This window comes from Leptospira soteropolitanensis, assembly GCF_026151655.1.
Classification (GTDB): Bacteria; Spirochaetota; Leptospiria; order Leptospirales; family Leptospiraceae; genus Leptospira_A; species Leptospira_A soteropolitanensis.
In genome coordinates this window covers 57,746-79,823 of the sequence record NZ_JAMQPN010000005.1, presented here as the reverse complement: position 1 = coordinate 79,823, position 22,078 = coordinate 57,746, and the positions used below count along the sequence as shown (strand labels likewise).

At 38.7% G+C, this 22,078-nt stretch carries 20 protein-coding genes and 1 pseudogene; 13 read left to right on the top strand and 8 right to left on the bottom strand.

Annotated features, from left to right (window positions below; translation table 11 throughout):
* Positions 1 to 3 precede the first annotated feature (3 nt).
* On the top strand, positions 4 to 489 hold the full coding sequence (locus ND811_RS12075; RefSeq protein WP_265352378.1) for a tetratricopeptide repeat protein: 486 nt from the start codon (positions 4 to 6) through the stop codon (positions 487 to 489).
* Here ND811_RS12075 and ND811_RS12070 read toward each other — a convergent pair.
* Together ND811_RS12070 and ND811_RS12065 are read right to left on the bottom strand one after the other, a co-directional pair.
* Positions 486 to 977, bottom strand: coding sequence for a hypothetical protein (locus ND811_RS12070; RefSeq protein WP_265352379.1), 492 nt, complete (start codon positions 975 to 977; stop codon positions 486 to 488). The two genes, ND811_RS12075 and ND811_RS12070, sit on opposite strands and share 4 nt — an antisense overlap.
* A gap of 5 nt (positions 978 to 982) precedes the next feature.
* Positions 983 to 1,387: a hypothetical protein gene (locus tag ND811_RS12065; RefSeq protein ID WP_265352380.1), complete on the bottom strand. Its 405-nt coding sequence runs from the start codon at positions 1,385 to 1,387 to the stop codon at positions 983 to 985.
* 83 nt (positions 1,388 to 1,470) lie between these two features.
* On the opposite strand from ND811_RS12065, the gene ND811_RS12060 reads away from it, so the two are divergent.
* Positions 1,471 to 2,157, top strand: coding sequence for a hypothetical protein (locus ND811_RS12060; protein WP_135574738.1), 687 nt, complete (start codon positions 1,471 to 1,473; stop codon positions 2,155 to 2,157).
* Here ND811_RS12060 and ND811_RS12055 read toward each other — a convergent pair whose 3' ends face one another.
* Positions 2,158 to 3,060 carry an NAD(P)/FAD-dependent oxidoreductase gene (locus tag ND811_RS12055; protein WP_265352381.1) on the bottom strand — a complete coding sequence of 301 codons (903 nt, stop codon included), beginning with the start codon at positions 3,058 to 3,060 and terminating at the stop codon, positions 2,158 to 2,160.
* Between the two features lie 38 nt (positions 3,061 to 3,098).
* Positions 3,099 to 5,636 carry a cyclic nucleotide-binding domain-containing protein gene (locus ND811_RS12050; RefSeq protein WP_265352382.1) on the bottom strand — a complete coding sequence of 846 codons (2,538 nt, stop codon included), beginning with the start codon at positions 5,634 to 5,636 and terminating at the stop codon, positions 3,099 to 3,101.
* 88 nt (positions 5,637 to 5,724) lie between these two features.
* Here ND811_RS12050 and aroA point away from each other — a divergent pair, with 88 nt between their 5' ends.
* Positions 5,725 to 7,011, top strand: a complete 1,287-nt coding sequence (aroA, locus tag ND811_RS12045; RefSeq protein ID WP_265352383.1) for a 3-phosphoshikimate 1-carboxyvinyltransferase — start codon at positions 5,725 to 5,727, stop codon at positions 7,009 to 7,011.
* Positions 7,012 to 7,054: 43 nt separating this feature from the next.
* On the opposite strand, the gene ND811_RS12040 is transcribed toward aroA, so the two are convergent.
* Complete coding sequence (locus ND811_RS12040) at positions 7,055 to 7,708, bottom strand: slr1658 superfamily regulator (RefSeq protein WP_265352384.1); 654 nt, start codon at positions 7,706 to 7,708, stop codon at positions 7,055 to 7,057.
* 255 nt (positions 7,709 to 7,963) lie between these two features.
* On the opposite strand from ND811_RS12040, the gene ND811_RS12035 reads away from it, so the two are divergent.
* The 3 genes from ND811_RS12035 (at position 7,964) to ND811_RS12025 (ending at position 11,352) form a co-directional block, all read left to right on the top strand.
* Complete coding sequence (locus ND811_RS12035; protein WP_265352385.1) at positions 7,964 to 9,097, top strand: AraC family transcriptional regulator; 1,134 nt, start codon at positions 7,964 to 7,966, stop codon at positions 9,095 to 9,097.
* 124 nt (positions 9,098 to 9,221) lie between these two features.
* Positions 9,222 to 9,647: a hypothetical protein gene (locus ND811_RS12030; RefSeq protein WP_265352386.1), complete on the top strand. Its 426-nt coding sequence runs from the start codon at positions 9,222 to 9,224 to the stop codon at positions 9,645 to 9,647.
* A 106-nt stretch (positions 9,648 to 9,753) separates the two neighbouring features.
* On the top strand, positions 9,754 to 11,352 hold the full coding sequence (locus tag ND811_RS12025) for a hypothetical protein (RefSeq protein ID WP_265352387.1): 1,599 nt from the start codon (positions 9,754 to 9,756) through the stop codon (positions 11,350 to 11,352).
* Here the strand turns inward: ND811_RS12025 and ND811_RS19630 are convergent.
* Positions 11,333 to 12,791 (bottom strand): annotated as a pseudogene (locus tag ND811_RS19630) (histidine kinase dimerization/phosphoacceptor domain -containing protein). The gene ND811_RS12025 and the pseudogene ND811_RS19630 sit on opposite strands and share 20 nt — an antisense overlap.
* 144 nt (positions 12,792 to 12,935) lie before the next feature.
* Here ND811_RS19630 and cmk point away from each other — a divergent pair.
* From cmk to fabG, 7 genes are all read left to right on the top strand, one after another.
* Positions 12,936 to 13,688: a (d)CMP kinase gene (cmk, locus tag ND811_RS12010; protein WP_265352389.1), complete on the top strand. Its 753-nt coding sequence runs from the start codon at positions 12,936 to 12,938 to the stop codon at positions 13,686 to 13,688.
* A 24-nt stretch (positions 13,689 to 13,712) separates the two neighbouring features.
* Positions 13,713 to 15,416, top strand: a complete 1,704-nt coding sequence (locus tag ND811_RS12005) for a 30S ribosomal protein S1 (protein ID WP_135745903.1) — start codon at positions 13,713 to 13,715, stop codon at positions 15,414 to 15,416.
* 4 nt (positions 15,417 to 15,420) lie between these two features.
* Positions 15,421 to 16,167: a tetratricopeptide repeat protein gene (locus tag ND811_RS12000; RefSeq protein ID WP_265352390.1), complete on the top strand. Its 747-nt coding sequence runs from the start codon at positions 15,421 to 15,423 to the stop codon at positions 16,165 to 16,167.
* A gap of 3 nt (positions 16,168 to 16,170) precedes the next feature.
* On the top strand, positions 16,171 to 16,785 hold the full coding sequence (gene hisG, locus ND811_RS11995) for an ATP phosphoribosyltransferase (RefSeq protein ID WP_135745905.1): 615 nt from the start codon (positions 16,171 to 16,173) through the stop codon (positions 16,783 to 16,785).
* A 67-nt stretch (positions 16,786 to 16,852) separates the two neighbouring features.
* On the top strand, positions 16,853 to 17,053 hold the full coding sequence (gene rpmF / locus ND811_RS11990; RefSeq protein ID WP_015679024.1) for a 50S ribosomal protein L32: 201 nt from the start codon (positions 16,853 to 16,855) through the stop codon (positions 17,051 to 17,053).
* Between the two features lie 5 nt (positions 17,054 to 17,058).
* Entirely contained in the window at positions 17,059 to 18,081 is a 1,023-nt protein-coding gene (gene plsX / locus ND811_RS11985; RefSeq protein ID WP_135745906.1) for a phosphate acyltransferase PlsX, read from the top strand.
* A 76-nt stretch (positions 18,082 to 18,157) separates the two neighbouring features.
* Positions 18,158 to 18,919 carry a 3-oxoacyl-ACP reductase FabG gene (gene fabG, locus ND811_RS11980; protein WP_135740697.1) on the top strand — a complete coding sequence of 254 codons (762 nt, stop codon included), beginning with the start codon at positions 18,158 to 18,160 and terminating at the stop codon, positions 18,917 to 18,919.
* 121 nt (positions 18,920 to 19,040) lie between these two features.
* Here fabG and ND811_RS11975 read toward each other — a convergent pair whose 3' ends face one another.
* A complete protein-coding gene (locus tag ND811_RS11975) occupies positions 19,041 to 20,162 on the bottom strand; it encodes a P-II family nitrogen regulator (RefSeq protein ID WP_265352391.1) in 1,122 nt (373 codons plus the stop codon).
* Positions 20,159 to 22,069, bottom strand: a complete 1,911-nt coding sequence (locus tag ND811_RS11970; RefSeq protein ID WP_265352392.1) for a DUF1538 domain-containing protein — start codon at positions 22,067 to 22,069, stop codon at positions 20,159 to 20,161. The genes ND811_RS11975 and ND811_RS11970 overlap by 4 nt, the downstream gene beginning before the upstream one ends.
* Positions 22,070 to 22,078 lie beyond the last annotated feature (9 nt).

Sequence of the window (22,078 nt, the reverse complement as noted above, 5' to 3'; positions counted from 1 at the left end):
TCATTGTCTTCTAGTTCTTTCCAACTTTCCTTAGATTTAGCAAAAGACCATTTCAAAGTCGGTGACCTAGACCGAGCTGAATTCTACCTTCGTTCCAGTTTAGAATTGGAAGAATCCGAAGAAGCCTATTTTTATTTAGGTTTGGTGCAAAACGCACTTGGTCAGTGGAGTGATGCGCTGGCTTCTTATTACAAAGCAGTGAGTCTTAACCACGAATACGGCAACCCTTGTAACGAAATAGGTGTTCTTTTGCTACGTATGGGAAACGACAAAGAAGCAGTTTATTGGTTAAAAAAATCCGTTCGTTGCGAACGAAATGATGCTCCTCATATTTCTTACTTTAATCTTGCTACTCTCTACAAGTTATGGAATAGGCCGGAGAGATCTTTGCAATATTTGCATAAAGCATTGAGTTTAAAAAAAGATTTTTCAGAAGCAAACGATCTTTGGCGAGAGTTAAAATCTGACGAAGAAGCTCCATCTAACTAAGTATAATCTGTCGGGAGAGGAACCAAAACTTCTCCCGAATATTTTGGAATTTCCATTTTGACTCCTTTCCATTCCAAATAAGTGGTTCCATCCTCTTCTTCTAAATGTTCGGATAGTTCTCTTGCTGCATTCCAAGTAAATCTGTATTTGATTTTTTCTTCTGCAGACCTAAGTCCTAAAAGCCCACCGTCACTAGTTTCATAAATTTCAAAATCACCAAAAGGATAACTCCTTCCATCATCTGTATGGAAAATCATTCCAGAATCGGTCAGTTCCACATGGAGGACATGGCAGGGGAAACCATCGATACGAATATATCCATGTTCTGAGAGTTCTCCAAATCGATTTTCTATATAAACGCCCTTTTCGTTACCGTGAAGATTGTTGCGAAAGTATTGTAAAATTTCTTCTTTATCGATTTTGTTTCCACGGAAAATCCACTCATCGGATGGAGATATATAAATTTCAGAGTCAAAAATTCTTGGCATATGTTCTATTTATACCTATAAGCATAACCCTTCCAAAAGGGAAGGTTAGATTTTTGTAAGTAGGAGTTTGTAGATCGACCTTTTTGATCCATTGTTTCTACAGTCACCGAATCCACAGTATTTTGGTTTTTTTCCGTCATCCACACACCATCAATTTTTCTACGAAACAGGTCCTTTTTCACCCTCGGTTCATAATCGTCCCAAGTGAGGTCTTCTGTATTTCGAACGACCACTTCTCCAACGATTTTAAAAAGCCGTTTGGGTCTCTCGCGTAGAATTTCCACTTCTTCCCATGATTTCACCTTATAACGGGAATCATTTGGCCGAAAATCGGGTTCTGGGATAAAATCAACTGTGGAACATCCGACGACGAATAAGAGTAGGGGAAAAAGGGAAAATTTGAACCGCATTCTATTCCTTAGACAAAAATATGCTATACAATGCTAGAATTACCATAGGATAAGCAATACAAAGATTTAGGCACCAAGCTTTCATGGAAGAAACAGACATAGGGAAACGCAAAAGGGAAAATGTACTCAAGATTGGTTACTCAACCTTGGATGAAATCGAGGAAAAAGTAAAGGCCTTTCGAGTCATGAACCAAAATGCCGTGAAAAAGCGGTATCTCATCACGCGAGATCCCATTCTTGACCCTCAAGGAAAGGTTCTCCTTGCCAAAGCCCAGGAAATTGATGTATCTGCTGCCAAACTCCTGCGCCGCCATTTTAAGGGTGTGGATATGTTCAAAGTCTTCCAGCCGGATGAGGGTCTCGTGATTATCTCAGACATGTCTACGATGGAAGGGGTTTCCTTCTCTATGGACATTGTGACACAGATCATGAACCTAGGTGGTGGGGCTTACGAAGGTTTTATCGACCGAGTGGATAGTTTTGAAGACTTTATTGGGCTTTTGAAAAAAAACCTTTTCCCCCGGATGATCATAGTAGGTTATCTTCCCAAAGAAAAAATCCAAAACGAAATCATCAATTTTGTAAAAGTAAAACGATTGGACAACTACTTGCGAGCCTTGGAACTTACCCATTCTGTTTTTAAACCCACTGCGTATTTTCCAAAAATCAAACAGGTCAATATTTCCCAGGAAGACCCAAAATCCTGGGGCCGATTTGTTGTTGAGATCGTTCGGGAATACACAAGACCTTATTTTGTAGAAGAAGTTTAGTTAAGACAAAATCATCGCACGGTTGAGCATTGCACCTGCTATGTTTCCAGAGTGGACTGCATTCGCCACCGAACGAAACATAGATGCCATGTCGCCGACTGCATACACACCCGGTACATTTGTCTCATAAAAATTGGAAACCTCTATATGTCCGCTTGGCAAAAGTTTGCATCCAATTTCTTCCGGTAACTTCGAATGTTGTATCATTGGGAGTCTTGTGTAGAGTGCCTCGATCTGATACTCATTACCTGATTTTAGTTTGATCGATGAAATTTGGCCTTCTTTGTGAATCAGTGCATCCACCAAGTCTGTAACAATGTTAATACCATCATTTTCTAACAGGCTTTGTTCTTCTTCAGAAAACTGGACCGGTCCATTGGTATATACTGTTAACTCTTTTGACCAGTGATTTAGAAATTTTGAATGTTCTAATATTCCTGGTTCATTCATCCAGAGTCCGGTTTTATTCCCGACATATTCATACCCGTGGCAATAAGGGCAATGAATGACAGACTTACCCCAAGACTCGGCAAACCCAGGGATCTCAGGCAAAATATCTTTAAGGCCCGTCGCAAAAATAATTTTATCTGTGATCACTTGAGAAAATCCATTTCCCTTTAACAGGTAACCTTTCTCATTTTTTTTGATCGAGGTAACTTCACCTAATTGGAGTTTGAAGTTTGGATATTTTTTTAAATCTGAGAGTGCTTTTTCGTGAATGGCTCCGGGAGATTCTCCATCGTGGGTTAGGAAGTTATGCGAGGCCGGAGTAGTTTTGTTACAAGGTTTTTCTGAATCAATTACTATGATTTTGCGAAGAGAACGAACAAGGGAAAGGGCTGCAGAAAGTCCTGAAAAACTTCCTCCGATGATGGCGACTTCGACTTTTTGAATGGATTCCATAGATGCAATTATGTTGCATCTATGGATGTTGGCAAGAATTAAACTTCGTAAAAAGTCAAATTCTCGTAGAGCTCTTTGGGAAGATTTCCGCTGGCATCCATATACTTTTTGTATTTATTTTCGAATTCTTTATGTTGGCGAGTTCGAATGTTTTTGAATCGGTTATGAAGTTCAGCATAGGCAGGTTGCGTACTTACTTTTTCTCTGATGTTTTTGTGGAAAGGAATATGTCTGTAGAAGATGGAGCGCACCACACGGTTGACGCGCTGTACCCCTTCTGCTTCATATCGAATCCACATGGAATAGTCGTAAGCGAATTTGTCGCGGTCTGTTCGGAATCGTTTGAACTCAGCTGCGATTTTTTCTTTGAGTTCTGGTGACAGATCCTTACTCTTTTTGAAGAACTGCACATAATCTGTGTAATCTGCCGTAATAGAAGGAATCCCCACATTGTTCCAATCGGGACCAAGTATATTTTTGCAAAGTTCCCAACGGAAAGCGGCAATGGCTTCCAACATAAAAGTCTTTAAGTCTCCCGTGACGAAGTGTGGGATACAAATCCTACCTCTAGATTCTTTGGAACCTGCTCCTCGAAAAACAGATAGGTCTTGCCACATCATAATTTTAGGCCCAATGGAAGGGACTAAAATAAAGTCCGGGATAATCGATCTTTGTACAAATTCGTTTTTGATTCCAATCTCTTCATTTCGATAGATGACTTCCCTATTGAAAGCGGTGTAGTCTACGCTTAAGATATATTGAAGGGCCTTTTCTACATCTTCTTTGGAAACAAAACATTTCTCCAAAGGAATTGTAATATGGTATTTTGTTAGAATAGGAAAGTGACTTGCAATATTACCAGAGGTTAAACGAACGTTTGGTTCATACATTGAGGAAATTTCTGACCCAAGTCTTGCCTCTCCCGTATCATAATCGGGTGGAATATCCTTTTCTGATTTGATGCCGGAATCCTTCAGATCCATTTTGAGTTTTTCAAAAAAAGTCTGTCCAAGTTCATCTACAGAAGTGGGGACTTCGCGAGAGTAGATTTTTTCTAGCCAATCGGTTCCATAATGAATGGGCGCACTCGGATTTCCTCCACCTTGATACAATCGACTAACCAATTCAACAATATGGCCTTCATCTAGAAGACTTTCATCAAAGTATCCGTAACGTAACATAAGTTCAACGGCTTTTGGTGCTTGTTTCCCTGATTGTAACCACTTGGAAAAAGATTTTTTATAAACATCCCAGTAGGTTTTGGAAATAGTTCTTCTAATTTTGCGGTTGTCTGGTTCTGGGTCCAATGGGTTTTTAAAGGATTTTAGTTTTACCATTAGAGTGGAAAACTCTTTCACCGATTCGGGATCCGCTTGTGAATAGTTTAAGATCTGACTTGCCGAGTTCAATAGTTCGACTTTTAGTGCTTGGGTATCGATTCCAGCTCGAATGGTTTCACTTCCTTGGGCGCTAGCTTCATCCTTATTTTTTTGCGCCGAAAGTTCATGACCATATTTTGCCATTAGTTCAGTTTGTTTGGTTTCTAGTTTATCTAGGTTATTGCCAAGGGATGCATAAGGAGAACCAAAAATTTGTTTGTATTCATCTAACAATGATTTGGATTTTTTTAGCGCCCATTCTGTGATTGGTAATAATACGGTAGAAGGAATTGTGGAATAACCAGTATTGAATAGGTCTAATGTTAAATTAAATTTCTCAATCAGAGAATTTTCGCCAGAGAACATCGTGTTCATCATTTCAGATAACTCTGAGGTTTCTTTATTCAATATATCGAATAATTCGCGATAGGTTTTTACATAACTTTCCGCAGCACTTTGTAATAAACTGGGATCTGCTTCAAACAATGCCTGTGAGATTTTTGGATTCACCGAAAGAATTTTTCTTATGAAATGAAATTCCGCATCACTCCATTCAATGGTTTCGGCGTAATTACGTTCGAAAAATTCACCGTGGTCTTCTTCTAAAAAATGTACTGTAGGTTTGTCCGGTAAAATTCCACCATGTTCCTGGAACCCAGCAAGATTGTTTCTAATCAGTCGCATTACAGGATCAATGATATTTTCATCTCGAGTGATGAGCCCCCCAGGGTTTACATCAGAAAAAATCGATGGGTTAAGAATATAATACACAGCGCCTAAGTTGTCCATTGTCTGTTCGAATTTTGCGGTTAGGCCTTTAATAGAGAGGACTCGTTTGTAGAGCTCGCCAATTTCTTTAAGTAACGTTCGAACGGCCATAACTCCCACTGATACTTTGGAAGTGAGGGTTTTTTTTGCATTGGCCTGGTTCATTACATATGTGGAAACAACACAAGAGGTTTTGGCGCGAATGGTATAGGGGTATGGCGTTCCTTCGAGGAGAGCAAAGATTCCTGGCGTTAGGTTTGCCCCTTCCAAACTATAAAGAACAATACTGGTATCACCTAAAGTGGTTTCTACTCGAACCGATCCTTCGTGGAGGATGTTCATGGAAGTTGAGGCCTTGCCTCCGATGAAAAGGACTTCACCTGGATTGACTGGGATCTTTTGGTTATTTTTACTGGTATCTAGAGGCATTTGTTTGTTCGTTTTGCGAAACTTGGGTTTCCGTCAAAACCTACTAAAGAAGCGCCAAATTGCAAAATACTTTTTAGAAAAATACAACATGTTGAAGCCCCAAATTAAATTAAGTGCAAAAAAAGAAATTTATGTCCCTGGAGATAAGTCTATCTCTCACAGGTCCGTACTATTTAGTGCACTCGCCAGAGGAAAATCGGAAATTCATGGTTTTTTAGAAGGAGAAGATCCCCTTCATACCTTAAATAGTTTTGTCAGTTTAGGGCTTTCGGTGGAGTCCTTAGGGAAAGGAAGTTATTTTGTACAAAGCCCAGGAAAAGAAAATTTAAAATCTCCCTCTGGGGTTTTAGATTTTGGAAATGCAGGAACGGGGATCCGACTCTCTGCGGGACTCCTTGCCGGACTACCTGGGGTCACCGCCACTCTGACAGGGGATGTCTCTCTTTGTAAACGCCCTATGGCAAGGATTATGAATCCACTTCGTGAAATGGGGGCAGACATTGTATCTGTCGAAGGAAATGATCGTGCTCCTCTCCGTATCGCTGGCAAACAATTAAAAAGTTATTCTTATTCTAGTCCTATTGCCTCGGCTCAAATCAAAAGTGCTTTGGTCTTTGCTGCTCTTGCCTCTGAGATTTCTATTGATTATAAAGAACCAGAAGTTTCGCGAGATCATACAGAAAATATGATCCGATTTCTCGGGGGAAAGATTAAACACCATTCTCCGATTCATTTTACAGTGGAACCGCCATACCATTTTGAAGGTGCTAAGTTTGTCATTCCGGGTGATATTTCAAGTGCAGCCTTTTATATTGTTTTTGGGCTTTGTGCGGGAGGGAGTGAACCTCTCCTAATCCGAAATATTGGACTCAATCCTTCTAGGGTGGGAATCATCACTGTTTTAAGAAATATGGGTGGCAAAATTGAAATCACCGCCAAACGACAAGAATGTGGTGAAGAGATTGGGGACTTACTTGTATATCCTTCCAAACTAAAACGGTCTGTAATTACCGAAGATTTGATCCCTTCCATTATAGATGAAATTCCAATTCTTACCATTGCTGGGTTGTTTTCGGAAGGGGGATTCCAAATCTCACATGCGGAAGAACTACGTGCGAAGGAATCTGACCGAATCCAATCGATGGTCTCCAATCTAGAAAGACTAGGTATTAAAGTGAATGAATCAAAAGATGGATACGAATTTGGCGAAGTGAAAGAAATCAAATCCTCTGCGATTGAAACTTTTATGGACCATAGGATCGCTATGAGTTTTGCCATTCTATCTAAACTAACTGGCGTCGAACTATCGTTCGACGATACCAGTTGGGTGGACACCAGTTTCCCTGGTTTTTTTGAAATTTTAAAAACCTTTTAGTTCAATTAAGATTCCATTCAGAAATTTGTATTGCCATTAGGTATTAAGAAAATAAATCCTTTTGGCAGTTTTCAACAGGGATATGAACTCGAATGGTAAGATCAAAGCCAGACTCATCGGTTTTGCAAAATTCATAAGCGAGTTTTAATTGGTAATCTTTTAGTAATATAAGTAAACCCAATCCCTCTGATCCGCTTCCATTATTTCTAGATTCTAAAGCATCAAAATACAGTTGATTGATGTCTCCTTCCTGGATGGTTTTAATTTTGTTTTCGAAGATGGCTTTCATCCAAGGGGTAACACGATTTTTCACTTCCAATCTCAGATCTGTGCCTAGGTCTTTGATTTCGATATGGATTTTGCTATTTTCTTTATCAGAATATTTCGCCGCGTTTTCCACAAGTTCATTGATGATTGTGGAGATTGCATTTTTATCTAACTTCTTTGCTTCGTAAGAATGGAAATAAAATTGAGATATAAAATTTGATAATACATCACATCTTTTCCAATAGAAATTCATATCTGCTGCAGAAACTGCAATGGAAAGCTGGCTATGAAAAAAAATCTTTTGCTCGAGCAGTGAACTTCTCGTATCAACTGAGATTTGTTTCTCATTTTCTATTTCATTTGTATTGGCCGAATCATTTGTTTTGTTAAGGTTTGTTTGTTTTAAGGATGTTAAACTGACAAAAGACATGGAGTACCTCTTTCTAAATAAAGGATACCTTATGTCCGAAAGACAGTCGTCTGAGTAGATCCATTCTTACCTATAAAATAATCCGTTTCGATCGAATCGGACAAATTATGTTCGAAGTTTTACAACTTGTGCTAAATTTTTAGGAAAAATATTTCTATTACTTTTGAAATCAAAGCTTTGTAATGATTGATTGTTTCTACTTCGCGTCTAAATGTAACTATCAAGCGGTTTTTCGGTTTTTAGAGTGGTGTATTTATGACTTCCTCCTTCCAATATTTTAATGAATATTTGAATTTTTTCCTATTGTTCTCTGCTTTACTCGGGTTTCTTTATGCAATTGGAGAGTTTTTCAGTTATCATAAAAACAGAAAACAAATCCTGTTAGGGATCATCTTTCTCGGAACCAGTTACTTACTGTTTAACTTTTACTTAATTTCTTCAGGTAAAATCAGGTGGCTCTATCCTTTATTCTTAACCGATTTACCAATTGTAGCTTGTCTTGGTGTTCTTTTGGATGAATACTTTCTCACAATCTTGGAAGGAAAATTTCGTTCTTTTAGAAGGCTTTCCTTTCGAATTGTTCCTTTGGTTAGCTTGTTTGTTTTGATTGTATTTTGGAATGTTTGGAACCAAACAAATTATTTGGAAAACCTAAACCTTGGATTGAACCCTTTTTTGAGTAGGCCATTGTTATTAGTTTTGCCCACCATTCTCATTTATATTTGGTGTATGCTTCGTATTTTTAGAAGGATTTCAAAACAAATCCGCTGGAGCACATTTAGAAAAAATTACACATTAAAAATAGGAATCATCATCGTGGGATTTTGTTTGGCATTATCCTTCAATGGACTCATCACTTTGGCAAGGGGCGGGCAAACGGCACACCAATTGTCGGGAATTGCCATTGGAGTTTTTCTGTGTTTTTTATATGTGCTTAGACAAAGTTATCCAGATTTCTTTTTGGAAGTTAGAAAAATTGTAGAAGATGAAAAAAAGGCAAAAATTTCGCAGATTTCCAAGTTAGATCATAACGAAGTCCGAAACAAACTCCAAGATTTATTTGAAAAGGAAAAGATTTACCGAGAAGAAAAGTTAAGTCTTCGCGAATTAGCCGATAGAATCGACCTAAGTTCTCATCAACTTTCCGAATTTTTAAATACGGAGATCAAACAAAGCTTTTACCAATATACAAATTATTACCGTGTGAGGGAAGCGAAGGAAAAAATCGAAAAAGAACCTGACCGTTCGCTTCTTGCCATTGCCTATGACGTTGGATTTGGCTCGAAATCTACTTTCAATGAAGCATTTAAAAAGGAAACGGGAACCACTCCAAGAGAATATAGAGAAAAAATTCTAAAAAAACATCCAGTTCGATCCAGTCGGTCGTAGTTTTCAATCCAATTCGATCGATCCAGACGATCTGGATTCATTTCCATAGTAGGATGGATTCATGTTTGAGAGGGGGATTCCAAGAAATCCCGCTGAAAACAAATTTGATTGAAAGGATAATCCTATGAAAAAGAAAATCAGTTTAGTACTCGCTATCGTGTTTGCCACTCAAGCAGCATTTGCAGCACCAGCCAACCAAATGAGCGTAAAAGAAGCCGCAAAGATTTTGGTAAACAATGGAATGACAAACAAAGAAGCACATGAGTATTTAAAAGCTCATATCACTCCTGCAGAGTTTGTTCGAATCAGTAGAGAAATCAAAAATGCTGAATTCGCAGGAACACTCGACCAAGACTTAGATAAAATTGCTTCTTCTATTCAATTGAAACAATCTACTGGAAACTATTTACACGGGTCAAACTTCAGAGTTTTGGAAAACGTTTTAGCTTCTGTGACTGTTGTTGCAGTGGTTGGTTTAGTGATTCATGCAGGTGGGCTCAGTAACGTAGTTACTGGTGGGATGTATGATTCTGTAGGACTTGGTTTATAGTTCTATCAATTTTATATCAGAATTTAATCACCTTGTTTCCTTCGATTTACCTAATGATGTGAAACAAGGTTTTTTTGTAACAATTCCAATGAATAGAGTATAAAAAATGAAGAATAAAAAATATAGCAGAGATGCTTGGATGAAAAAAATCTACACTTTGTTTTCTGTTTTTGTTTTAATCTCGAGCTTTAGCCTATACTCAGAAACAAAAAAAGAAAATCAAGTTTTGGACTGGGACAACGAACGTAAGCTGTTTGTACATAAAAATGTATCTATAGAAGAATTAAATCTCAAATCAACATCAAATTATGTATTGGATCACTTTTCTATCTATTCTGGTTTGGAAGAAAACCCAATCCCTCTCAGTCAAGTAGAAGGGAATTTAAAATATCTTACATTAGGCTATCAACTTCAAAAAATAGAATCTAGATGGAAAACAATTGCATTGACCTCAGGATCAAAAGATAAAATCACCGAATTTTATCCAAGAATCATTGTTCGGGTCAATGCACCTTATGCTTATTCGCCGACAGAATATTTTGATTCCAAAGTATTCCTTAAAAATACTGCACTTACGATTCCTCCATCGGAATCTAATGGGAAATGGCAAAGTGAGTTGTGGTTTGCTCCGAAATGGGATATCCCCGTTTTAAGTACATTTGCTTTTGAAAGGATTATTGACACGGCTACTTGTCCTGATGCGATTTATCATGAATATACACACTTAATCACAGGAAAGTATTTGGGAAACAATGCCATAGGACGTTCATTAGCCGAAGGACTTTCTGATTATTATGCAGCTTCCATATTAGATCATCCTGTTTTATACACTCATAAAACATGCGAGGCAGTCAAAAGACAACTTTTGGTTTCTACTTTTCGTTTGGATCGGGAGATTGGGTTGTATGATTCGTCTATCGAATCTGATTTTAAAAAAGACTTCGCCTTTATCCCGTCTTTGTTATGGCAATATAGGCAAGTGGTTGGGGGTGAGCTTGCGGACGTTACTATATTCCAAGCAATAGAGAATACAAGCGTAGGGGATCGTTTTTTTCCTGAATTTATCAATACTCTTTCGACTTCTCTTTATAAAGAACTCAAAAAAAGAAATGGTGAGCAAGTCGCAACGGATATGGTTCAAAAAATTGAGGATTCCGTTTTGATTCCGCATGGAGTTTATTCTAAGTATAGTAGAAAAAAAATAGTTTTTTCCTTTTTCCCAAAAACATCGATTAAAGTTCCGAATTCTGATGAGAAGTCCAATGAGTTTTGTGGCGTGAAGAATGAATTAGAGTTTTATTGGAAGGATGTCAGTTTAGAGGAACCAACTCTTAGGTTCTATTGGAACTGTAATCAGGTAAAAATTCCAATGGTCATTCAGATAGAACAGTCGAATCCGATTCATTATCTACTTGATTCGAACCTTCGTTTTATCAATGGGAAACTAAGGTTTGCAAGCCTAAGTGCGGACAAACCCAATCCAAAACTATCAGAAGAAAATCAAAATTTATACCGCCAAATGTATCAGTATGTAAAAGAAAACTATTTCTATAGAAAATCTATGGAGAAAGAAATAAGACTGTACTTTGATAGTAATAACGATGTTAATCGAATCGACAATATACGAATGGAATTTGCTTATTTAGGGAATTCTAAAAAGAGGTTTCGTTATAGTTTTGTTCCTGTTAGTGGCGAGTCCTATTAATAGGGAATATTATATGGTATTCTGCTCCGGCATTCCCATGAAAGATGAGTTTGCCGGACAATTGTGATGTTAACATATTGACTAAAGTCAAACCAAACCCTAGATTTTCTGCGTTAATCATTTGGGAATCGAATCCTTTCCCATTATCCTTTAAGAATAAATGGTAATTCTCTTCTTCTTTCCAAACTTTGATTTGAATTTCCAAATCTTTGGAAGAGTCCCTTGCGTATTTAAGACTATTTGTCAATATTTCATTGGTAATGATTCCCACTGCTTGTAATTGATCTGAAGCGAGTTGAACACTGATTACATCTGTCTCTAATTTTACTTGGTAAGGGAATAACGAAATAATCTCTTGCGATAAAGGTATTAGGTATTCGTCTAACAGTAATTCTTGAACGGCTTTTCCAGAATACAATTTGTCATAGAGTAGTGACATGGTTTTGATACGGCTTGTCGCATCTTTAAGAGAGTTTGTTAAAAATTCGTTTTCTTGCGATTTCGCCTGTAAGTCCAAGAGGTTGTATAAAATCGCCATATTGTTTTTGATACGGTGATGCACTTCTCTTAAAATAACTTCTTTTTCAGAAAGCAGGGATTTTACTTTTTCTTCTGCTATTTTTCTTTCTGTCACATCATGGATGATAGAAAACAGAAGATGTCTGTTGTTTGTTTCGATCGGAGTGGAATAAACTTCCACCTGTTTGATTTCTCCACTTGCTAGTTTATGCGAAAAGGAAAAATAACTTCGTTCTTCTGAGAAAGCACGCATTCTTTCTTGTTTTACTTCCTCTTCAGGGAGTATATTGATATCTGTGATTTTCATCTTAATAAGGACTTCGTGAGGGTAGCCATAATATTGAACTGCCGTTTGGTTGGCATTAATGATCTCTCCGGTATTTGGTTCAATAATCAGCATCACAGAAGAATTCTTTTCAAAAAAATCGCGAAACCTTCGTTCGCTTTCAGTTAGTCGAGCCGAGACTATGGATTTCACGATGGTAAATGGCGAAGGTTCCAATAACTTCATTGCTATGAGACCTAATCGGTTCTGACCAACACGAAAGAAGGCCAACTTGAATTGCAATCTCCTTGTAGTTTTTCCAAAGAGGACTTGTATTAATATTTTCTACTATGATTCGTTTGCCCGTGTATGCAGCCGTACCACAGGAGCCTACTTCCGGTCCTATCGTAACACCTTCAATGGCGTCGTTGTAAATTTTTGGAAGAGAAGGGGCCGCACCAATTTTGATTTTGGAATTTTCTATAAGGATAACGGTGCATACCATTGTTGGATTGAGAGTCTCAATTCCTAAAACGATTTCATTGAGAATCTCTGTGAGGGGTGAATTTTTTACGATGAGTTCTAATACTCCGCTTCGGAAGCATTCAAAGTCGGCAATTCTTTCTGGATCCAGATTGCGGTTTCTTAACTTCACTAAATTCCCACCAAACGCCACTGATCCTCTGAGGGGAAAAACAGTATGTCAAGGTAAAATCGCTTACCGTTAGTTAGCCTTTCTTTTCCCTAGGAATTCCTCTGGACGAAATCAAATCCTGTTCTAGTTTTAGAATTTAAAACTATGAGTCTCTCGAATATAGAAAAAGTCATTGCCATCGATGGGCCTGCCGGCTCCGGAAAAAGTACACTTGCCCGCATGATCGCCCAAAAAATTGGGTATCTCTACTTGGATTCAGGGGCCTATTACCGTGCGCTAACCCTTGCTATATGGGAGAAATTTTTAGAAACAAAAGAGGATGAATCCAAGTTTCCTTTTTATACAGAGAAATTAGCGGATGCATGCCTTCTGGACCTAGACGAAGCGGAATTTGGTTATTCAGTGTCGAAAATCCCTGTACATTGTGAACTTTCCTCCACAGGTGAAAATTTAATGTTTCTGGGAGAAAGGGACATAAGTCACGAAATCCGCGATCCAGAGATCACAAAAAAAATCCGTTACATTGCCCCAAGACGGGCTTTCCGCGAAATTCTAAACCGCCATATTCGAGAATTTGCAAAAAACCATAAATTGGTTATGGATGGCCGCGATATAGGAACGGAAGTTTTTCCAAAATCCAAATTCAAATTTTTTCTCACCGCCTCTGTGGAAGTGCGGGCCAAACGCCGATACGATGAATTAGTTGCCAAGGGTTTTAAGGCAGACCTGGACCACATCAAAGAAGAAATTGTGGCACGGGACGAAAGTGACACCACCCGTACTGTGGCTCCCCTGAAGCAGGCTTCCGACGCAATCCTGATTGACACGAGCACCCTCGACACGGAAACTGTCCTAAATACTATCCTGTCCAAGGTTTCGTCCTCTGGGCAAATCTAAGTTTTGTATCCCGGTAAGTAACCATTGAATTCAACCAACCCATCCTCCCCCAAAAATGAGACCACTTCTTCCTTCGGCGAATTATTAGAGAAGTGGGAATCGCAGTCACAAGCACAAGAACAAGAAAACTCCGCAGGAAAAGGTACCCTCATCGAAGGGACCGTAGTTGATGTCATTGGTGATACTGTTTTCCTTGATATCGGAGAGAAATTGGAAGCTCGTGTCTCTCGTGAAGACTTCTCTGAAACGCCAAAACGCGGTGAGAAAGTCAGTGCGATCATTAAAAAGCGGGTCGACGGATATTGTGTCCTCTCCAAAAAAGAAGCGGACCAAAGAGTTGGTTGGGAAACCATCAAAGATGCAAGCCAAAACGGTTACCCTCTCTCCGGTAAAATTGTCGGAGAAGTGAAAAACAAAGGATACCTAGTTGAAAGCGAAGGCATTCAACTTTTCCTTCCTGCTTCTCATGTAGGAGTTAGATTTAAGGAATCCACAGAAGGTGGAAAAGAGTTTTCATTCAAAATCATTGAACTCAATGAAAAAACGAGAACCGGTGTGGTTTCTCGTAAAACCCTCCTCGACGAAATCAACGGCGAGAAGTGGGAAGAACTCCTCGGCAAAGTAAAAGTAGGAGATAAAGTCACAGGAAAGGTGGTTAAAATTGCCAACTTTGGTGTATTTCTCTCTGTTTACGATGTAGTAGGTCTTCTTCGTCAAAACGATATTTCTTACAAAAAATTTGCTCCTTTCAAACAATACTTCAACATCGGTGCCGAAGTCGAAGTGGTTGTTTTAGAAGTAGATAAAGAGAACAACAAACTTTCTCTTGGAATCAAACAACTTTATGAAGATCCTTGGATTTGGGCAAAGAAAGAACTCGAAAAAGGAATGGTGGTTCGCGGAATCGTAACCTCACTTACCAACTTCGGTGCTTTCGTAGAACTCAAAGAAGGTCTCGAAGGTCTGATTCATACCACTGAACTTTCTTGGGCAAAAAAACCACCACATCCAAAAGATGTTTTGAAAAAAGGCCAAGAAGTTGACTCAGAAATTTTAGACATTGATTTCGAAGCAAGACGTTTGTCTCTCGGACTCAAACAACTCCTTCCTAACCCTTGGGAAGCTCTCTCTGCTAACGTTCGTGCCGGAAACGTACTCGAAGGTAAAATCACTGGAATCACTAAATATGGTGCTTTCGTAGAAGTAGAAAGTGGAATCGAAGGACTGATTCATATCTCTGATATCACTTGGGATGAAAAAGAAAAGAATCCATTAAACCTTCTGAAAAAAGGCCAATCGGTTCAGTACAAAATCCTAGATGTCAACTTAGATGCACAACGTATTAGCTGTGGATTAAAACAACTTTCAGAACATCCATACGAAGCTCTTCGCAAAAAATACCCACCGGGTACACTTGTAGAAGGTCGTGTGAAATCGATTGTTAGTTTTGGTGTTTTCGTAGAAGTAGAACCAGGTTACGAAGGCCTAGTTCACATCTCTGAAATTCCAGATGGTCGTAACATCAAGTTAGAAGATCTTTACAAAGTGGGAGATTCGGTTCGCACAGTAGTTGTCAAAATCGAACCTAACAACAAAAAGATTTCTCTCTCTATCAAAGACTTTGATAAAGCGGTAGAACGTGAAGAGATGGCGAAATACATGAAGGAAGATAACCAACCTTCACGTGAATCCATCGGTTCTTTCATGAATTTAAACCAAAACCGATAGGTCCATGGATAAGTTTCATAAAAAAAACCAAATCGAACAAAAGAAACAAGCTGAACTCATCCAAAAGGATGAGTTCGCTGATTTTGAAGGTTCTAAGGCAGAACTTGCATTTTTAAAGTTCACACATTTTTTAGCAAAAAATCGTAAGTCTGTTTTTATCGGTCTCGCATCTGCTATTATTGTGTTAGCTGGTGTGATTGGATTTTTCGAATACCGTGCTTATCTTTTTGAAAAAGAAACAGTAACACTCGAAGATTTGAAACTCTCTCACCAAAAATCAAAGGTGAGTCTTGAAGTACAGATAGAGAGTTTAGAAACTTTTTTAAAGAACCAAAGCACCGGTAAAATGGAGCTTCGGGTTTGGAAGGATCTTTCTAAACTTTATGCAGAAAAAGGGGAATTCGGAAAAGCTGCCGGATATCTCGAAGACGCTGCTAAAAAAATTGATACTCCTAAAGAAATCAAAGCACTCTATTTTTACATTGCGGGTAATTACCGCGAAAAAGAAAAAAACAACGCCAAGTCTCTAGAAAATTATAAGATTGCTGCGGCTGTCATCGAACCTGCAAGAGAATTGAATGGATTTAAAGCATGGTCTTATTACCAAGCAGGTCGTTTATCATTCCTTAACGGTGATAAGGCGGCTGCCAAAGAATATCTTGAAAAAGCAGTGAAACTAGACGTAGCAGAGTCTGGAGAAGATGTAAAACTCCTCTCTAGTTATTTACTCCTCAAACTCGGGAAAAATTAATTTATGTTAACTTTGGCTCTTCCGAAAGGTAGGCTTGCCGAAGAAACAGCGGTTCTTTTGTTATCGAAAGGATGGTTAAAAACTTTGCCATCCGAAGGTTCCAAAGAACTTACCTTCGTCTCCGAAGACAAACGCCTCCGCCTTTTATTTGTCAGATCCCAAGATGTTTGTACTTATGTGGAAGAAGCCGCTGCCGATGCAGGCATTGTCGGTTGGGATATTTTGCGAGAAGGGGGATTTGACCTCATTGCTCCCGTGGATTTGAAACTAGGGGCTTGTAGGCTTTCTCTTGCCTCCTTTCCTGACTTTGATCTCTTTGCCAAACGCTCTAAAGTGCGTGTAGCGACGAAATACCCGAACCTTACCCGTGAGTATTTTTTTTCCAAAGGGATTTCCTGTGAAATCATCAAACTCTATGGTTCGATAGAACTTGCACCGATTGTGGGTCTATCCGACTGTATTGTGGACTTAGTTTCTACTGGCGGGACCTTAAAAGCCAATGGTTTGAAAGAGTTTGAGTCGATTTTATACAGTACAGCCCGTTTTGTCTGCAATCGCTCCGCTTTTTATCACAAACATACCGAATTACGGTCTCTTATCGAGAGCTTAGAAAATTAAAATATTGTTTTCACATTGGTTTTCCAAAACATAGTAAAAACCAGTTATAATTCCATAGAGGATAGCCATGGCAGTCCCAAAGAGACGTAAATCAAAATCGAAAGTTAGAACAAAAAGAGCCCATCACGCGATTGGCAAACCTAACTTAAACCCGTGTTCCAATTGTGGTTCATTTGTTCTGTCCCACCGTGTTTGCCCTTATTGCGGTTTTTATAAGGGAAAACTCGTAGTCGCTCAAAAAGTTAAAAAAACGACCGAAGATAACTAACCGTTATGTGGGTCGCCGTGGACGCGATGAGCGGAGATTACGGCCCCGAAGGTATCGTCGAGGGCGCGGTACTGGCAGTTCGAGAATTCGGACTGTCTGTTTACCTCGTTGGCGACGAACAAGAGTTACTTGATATCCTGTTAAAATTTGATTATGACACAGAGAAACTTCGTGTCATTCATTCTACTGAAATTATCGGTATGAATGATTCTCCATCTATAGCAGTCCGCGCTATGGAGGATTCTTCCGTAGTCAAAGCAGTTCGTTTAGTGGCAGATAAAGAATGTATCGGTGTGTTTTCTCCTGGAAACACAGGTGCTACTATGGCCGCCGCATTATTACACCTTGGTCGCCTACCTGGTGTTTTGCGGCCACCAATTGCTGCGCATATTCCCAGGGAAGAAGGACCACCTGTACTTTTGTTAGATGCCGGTGCCAATGTTGATTGTAAACCGGAATATTTAGCTCAGTTTGCTGTGATGGGGGAAATTTATTCCCGTGAACTTTTTGGAATTCAAAATCCTAAAGTAGGAATTCTCTCCAATGGAGAAGAAGACAAAAAGGGAAATACAGTTTCCGTCAAAACCTTTGATCTTTTAAAAAAAATCCCTTTTAACTTTGTAGGAAACGTAGAAGGCCGCGACCTTTATGGTAGTGGTCGAGAAGTAGATGTTGTCGTTTGTGATGGTTTTATTGGGAACATTGTTCTTAAAGCCACAGAAGGTCTTGCAAAATCTATATTTAATGTTCTAAAGAATTCCATAAGGCATTCGAGTCTTGCAAAAACGGGAGCCTTACTTTTAAAATCAACATTCAACGCTGTGAAAAAACGTTTAGACTATGCGGAATACGGTGGTGCCCTTCTTCTCGGTGTAGAAGGAATTTGTATGATTGGACATGGTTCTTCGAATGCTTTAGCAGTTAAAAATGCAGTAAGGGTTATTGCAGAATGCGCCAAACACGGGATCAACGAACGGATTCGCGAAAGGCTCGGTGAATACAAAACCATACTTGGTGATTCTACATAAAATATTAGGATTCATTTGAATTGATTTAGTTTAGAAAAATGTTTTTAGGAATTAGAAAAGAAGAGGAAAAAAACAAATGATTAGTTTATCAGGAAAAACAGCCATCGTAACCGGTGGAGCAAGAGGAATTGGAAAAGCAACTTGTTTGAAACTAGCTTCTCTTGGAGCTAACATCGTTGTTGCGGATATGAACCCAGAAGCAACGAATGCAACAGCGGAAGAATTAAAATCCAAAGGTTACAAAGCAATTGCAGTAGTAGCAAACGTATCTGTTGAAGAAGATGCTCAAAAACTAATTGATTCCGCAAAAAAAGAATTTGGTTCAGTTGATATCCTCGTAAATAACGCAGGGATTACTCGTGACACTCTCCTTATGAGAATGAAAAAAGAGCAGTGGGATGCTGTGATTGCAGTGAACCTTACCGGAACTTATCTCTGTACACAAGCAGCTATCAAAGTGATGATGAAACAAGAAAACGGTGGATCAATTATCAATCTTTCTTCTATTTCTGGTGAAAACGGAAACATTGGACAAACCAACTACTCTGCATCCAAAGCTGGTGTGATTGGTTTTACAAAGGCTGTAGCTCTTGAGATGGCTTCAAGAAAAGTTCGTTGTAATGCGATCGCTCCGGGTTTTATCGCTACTGAAATGACAGAAGCAATCCCTGAAAATATCAGACATGGTATGGTCCAAGCAATTCCACTCAAACGCGCAGGCCTTCCTGAAGACATTGCAAACGGAATTGCATTCTTAGCATCTGACGCATCTTCCTTCATCACTGGACATATCTTAGATATCAATGGTGGTGGATTTTTACCAGGTGGCGGCCATTAAGATTTAGAAATCCATCACCGCTCCATTTGTAGTGGTGATGGACCTAGCCAAAAAGGTTACTACCTTGGCCAATTAAGATAACGAATCCCCTGATTTCGATTCTTCGAGATGAGGGGATTTTTTAATTCTTTTTGCCAAGTTTCGATTGGTAAGAGAATGCCCTTGGAATCTCCATTGTATAGGCAATTCCTTCTGTTTCTTTAGTAAAAAAATCCAAAACTTCTAATTCAGAAATAACTTCGTTTAACATTCTTTTCGGAATTAATAAATTTGCAGAATCTCTTGCTGGGTTATATAAACTGTTCTCCTCGTCTAACTTGATCAGACGGTCTTGGGAGATTGTGGCTCCTGAAATTCCAAGTTTAGAAAGTTTCATGAGCACTTTTTCCACAGAACCTTCTTTTGCATTGAGGTGAATGTTTACACCTTCGAAATAACTTCGTTTTCTTGCGCCCTTTCGGAAATTTGTAAACTGTCTTCTCCAATCAATGTTTCCGTATAAATGATCGAGTGCTGAGATCACTTGTTCCATACTAGCCGCTTGTTTTGGTCCATCCAAACTAATCTTTGTATTGATAAGGCCTCGTTTGATCGGATATTCAAAGATGAAACCTTTTCCGGGTAAATCGAGTTTACCTGCTTCGATGATAAAGTCTAGCGCGTGTTCTGCGTCGGAAGAGTGGACAATTAATTTTACAATTTCCTTTTCTTTGGGGATGGTAATTCGCAAAAGTCCCAAACGGTCTCTAAGGCCTCTTCCCACACCATAAGTAATCGTTGGAACTGCAACTCCGTTTTCTAAAATGTAGTGTGACATGGTATCGGCGGCTCCTCTTTGGATGATACAAAAGATACCTGTGAGTCCAGTAAAACCTAATGGCTTTGTTTTGATTGGATTTTTGTAGATTAAGTTTTCTGCGATGGGACAAAATATAGAAATTTCTTCAGTGTAAATCGAACCATGACCGGGAACAGTTAGGTCTGCTGCTTCGATGATATGATTGAATAAAAAGTCTTCTGATTTTTTATCAGTGAGTACTTGGAAAATAACAACAGGCAAATTATACAACTGAGCACTGGAATATAGGTTTAAAAGAAATATATGATTTCTTTTGAGGATAGGATACCTTCCTAATTCATGAGAAAAATACGGAACCTTTAAATTGGTAAATACTTTTTGAACCTCATCGGCGAGATCTTTATGAACAACGACTGTGATTCTAATGGCTTGGCAATGATTCATTTTTCTTCTGCCTCAATATTTGATAATGATTGTCTTCGGGACCTTTCCATCCACAATCCCATGACGAGTACTGTGAGTACAGGGAAGATAGCAGCGGAAGATAGAATTCCAAATCCATCCACGATATTCAATTGGTTTCCGATTCCAAGTCCAAGAACAATGATTAGAGGAACGGTAATGGGGCCTGTTGTTACACCCGCACTATCCCAAGCTATGTCAATGAATTCGGGTTTACTGAGTAAAGTAAGGAACACGAGAAAAATATAAGAAGGCAAAAGGATGTATAAAAGTGGAATCTCTAAAAATATTTTTAAGATTCCCAGTAAGGTTCCGAGTCCAACTCCAATCCCTACCGCTTGGATGAGAACCATCTTTTTCACGGTCCCCACAGTCACTTCTTCCACACTATTTGCGAGTGCGCTTAGCGCTGGTTCTGCGAGTGTGGCGCTATATCCTAATAAAAAAGCAAATAGAAGTGCAACAAAATATCCTAAAAGGTTATCTTCTTTTCCAAAAAGTGGACCATGAATTGGCACATAACTATAAATTTCTGATTCAGAATCATAGTTTTTTTCTCTGAAGGGGATTTGTGAAAATGACTTTTTATCTTTTAAATAAAAGAAATCCTCTGTATTTCCATTTTCATCTGTGGCAGTGAAAACAATTTTGGGATTAAAATTTCTGATCTCTTTTGTAGAATCGGTGAGTTCGATGGAACGAAATGAAGAAGGAAGTTTGTTTCCCACCTGACTTCCTAGTTTACTAAGTCCAAAAAAGATTCCAAAGTTAAAAATGGCTAACCCCAAAAAGACAAATAAAATTCCCAAATACAATTCATCTGTAAATGGCAAACTCTCTCTTAATACAATATATAAAAATAGAACCAAACATCCTGCTAAAGGAATGATGGTTTGGAGGGAACCGGAAAAACTTTCTAAAATTCCTTCCATTATTTTCACTAATTTGTTATGAATGGATAGTTGAGAATTATGTTCTTTTTCACTCATTCCAAATAGCGTTTCTGGATTTTTTTCACCAAACATCAGTTTGGATTGTTCCAGAGTGATCCCTGAACTAAAAAATTTATCTTTTGGCATTGGTTGGGGTAACTTTGGTGCAAAGTAAAGGCCAACAACAAATACACTTAAGATAGGAAATAGAGATGCCAGTGTCACCACACCAAAACCCGTCGTTGTATCACTTGTGCGTGATGCTTTCGATACACCAAGTCCTAATGCCACAATTAAGGGGACGGTAAGAGAGCCAGTGGCCACCACTCCTGAATCCCAGGCAAGTCCAGAAATCAACCTTAAGTTGTCGTTGTTGAAGGAATATACCGTGATTAAAATTAGAATGATAAGGCTTGGTATCAAAAACTTTGATAAAGAAATTCCGTAAATGATTCTGATGATTCCAAAAACGATAGAGAATCCAACACCGATAGCGATGCTAAGAAAAAGTACATCCGCACCTTCATTTAATAAATGAAATAATAAGGGGGCATCCCAAGGATTCACTGCGGAACCACTTTGTTTTAATACAGAAATGGCAGGTTCTGCGAGTGTTGCGACAATTCCTACAAATAAACAGAAAACCATTATCATGAGTAAGTTTACTTTTTGCGGAAGTCTTAACCCGATGGTTTCACCCAGTGGCATGATGCCTAAATACAAACCTTCCATAAAAAAAGTTAGGCCCATGATGACGGCAAAAATTCCGAATGAAATGATTCCTGCTTCTTTGATCGGGATTCTGAGTACAATGAGTTGAAATAATACTAAGTAAGAAACAACCCAAACGACTGATTTTGTTTGTTCCCAAAGTTTTTTTCGAAAGTAGGGAAGTATGAGCGTAAATGCTTCTTTAAATCCTATATGAATGGACTCTTCTTTTTCGTTCCTTGCCATTATGACAAA